This window comes from Bacillus haikouensis (assembly GCF_013179555.1).
Taxonomy (GTDB): domain Bacteria; phylum Bacillota; class Bacilli; order Bacillales; family Bacillaceae_B; genus Rossellomorea; species Rossellomorea haikouensis_A.
The window spans coordinates 1-1,810 of sequence record NZ_JABMCR010000488.1 but is presented as its reverse complement, the minus strand read 5'-3'; the positions used below and the strand labels follow the sequence as shown (position 1 = coordinate 1,810).

Here is a 1,810-nt window from a genome sequence, read left to right as displayed (position 1 = left end):
GCCTGTAACCGGGCTTTCGACATGGATTGGTAAAAGTTCAGAAAAAGTGGTTGAAACTTTTGGAGAACCTGAACGAATTGAGCCAAGCGCATACGGCTACGATTGGTGGGTATATCCTATATCCGCCAAGCAATATGTACAGATAGGGATTGACGGGAAGAAAGTCGTCACTCTTTATGCGATCGGGAATGAAGTGGATGTGGCCCCGTATAAACTTGGACAGAAGCTTGAGGATATTTACCGTTTTACCATAATAGAGTCTGAACTAGTCGTGAATGATAAATCTGGATCTTATCAATTTGAATTAAATGAACAGGATCTTAATACACGTTTATTGGTATCATTGGGAGATATCTATGCCCAACTTTATCTTGATAAATTCACTGGGGAATTGATAAGCATCCGTTTTTTGGATAGTTCCACTCTTATTAAAATCCACCCTTATGAAATGATGTACCGCGGTGAACTGGTTGAGGAGACTATGCCTACCGAAGAAGAGTGGGAAGCAATAGACACTGCGAGTGAAAATCAGATTTTAGATATCACGAATGTAATGCGTGATCAATTTGGTGTTGGGAAAGTGGATTGGAATGAAGAAATTGCGGAAGTAGCGAGAGGACATAGCGAAGAGATGTATGAAGAAGGGTACTTTTCACATGAGTCTCCTGCATTAGGAAGTCTTACTGACCGATTGGAAAGAGAAGAAGTCAACTTTAAGTCTGCAGGGGAAAACATCGCTTCACAATACTCTGATGCACCTGAAGCAGTCCACGGATGGCTGAATTCCGATGGCCATAGGAAAATCCTGTTGGAAAATGACTTTACTGATCTGGGAGTCGGAGTCCATAAAAAATATTATACACAGAATTTCATAGAGAAGTTTGATATTGAACAATGAAAAAGGTTGGTTATTCAATTTGTCCTCTGAATGACCAACCTTTTTTCCACTTTTATTGTTTTTTAATGATAAAGAAAGATCCTGTGGAAGTGGCAACCACTTTCCCGGCAGAATTTATAACTTTGCCGTCTACGACCATTGTTTTTGAGCCTTTATGTACGATAGTAGCGCTTGCGGTCAATTCTTCTCCGATGCCTGGTGCGAGGTAATGGATACTTAAGTTAGTTGTGACCGCCCCATATCCTTCCGGGAGCATCATATTAGCCAATGTTCCCATCGCAGTATCCACTAATGTCGCTGTGACGCCGCCATGTACGATATTTAATGAATTGTGTGTGACGGCTGTGATTGGGATACTTATTGTAAAGTTACCGTCCTCCGAACATTTATCCATTGCGTAAATTCCGCCGATTATTGACTCATTTATATGATTCTGTTTGCGTTTCACTCCGTTGAGAAGCTGTTTGATACTGAGGGTTTCTTCTTCGTCTGCTCCAGCTAAAACCTCGTCCAATAATTTGTGCAACTGTTCTTGCATGTCATACATCCTTTTCTTTTACACAGCCTAATTCACATATTGTATTCATGACTGTTTAGTTTCTAAATTGAATTTTACTACAAAAAGGAATGTATCACCATTTTTTCATTCAATCATAAAATGTAATAGGTCAATGTCCTGAGCAGGAGGTGCTGGGAATGGGAAAATCATTACATCCCAAAGTGAAAGAGTTTAAAGAATTTGTCAGGAAGCATCCTAAGATTGTAAAAGATGTCCGTAACGGAAATGCAAATTGGCAGGAGCTTTTTGAAGATTGGTATTTGCTTGGGGAGGAAGATACCCGATGGAACCCATACAGGGACACAGCGGAAAAAAATGAAGAAAAGGATGAAGAAAGCAGTAAAAATGGCTGG

Annotated in this window: 3 protein-coding genes; 2 read left to right on the top strand and 1 reads right to left on the bottom strand. The window is 40.2% G+C overall.

Annotated features, from left to right (window positions below):
- On the top strand, positions 1 to 898 hold an 898-nt coding region (locus tag HP456_RS23535), incomplete at its 5' end, for a CAP domain-containing protein (RefSeq protein ID WP_172255561.1).
- A gap of 52 nt (positions 899 to 950) precedes the next feature.
- Here the strand turns inward: HP456_RS23535 and HP456_RS23530 are convergent.
- The gene (locus HP456_RS23530) at positions 951 to 1,436 is read right to left on the bottom strand and encodes a PaaI family thioesterase (RefSeq protein WP_172255559.1); all 486 of its coding nucleotides are present in this window, start codon (positions 1,434 to 1,436) and stop codon (positions 951 to 953) included.
- 158 nt (positions 1,437 to 1,594) lie between these two features.
- Between HP456_RS23530 and ylbD the strand changes: the two genes are divergently transcribed.
- Positions 1,595 to 1,810 (top strand): spore coat protein YlbD (gene ylbD, locus HP456_RS23525; protein ID WP_216663406.1); only part of this gene is annotated, 216 nt, incomplete at its 3' end.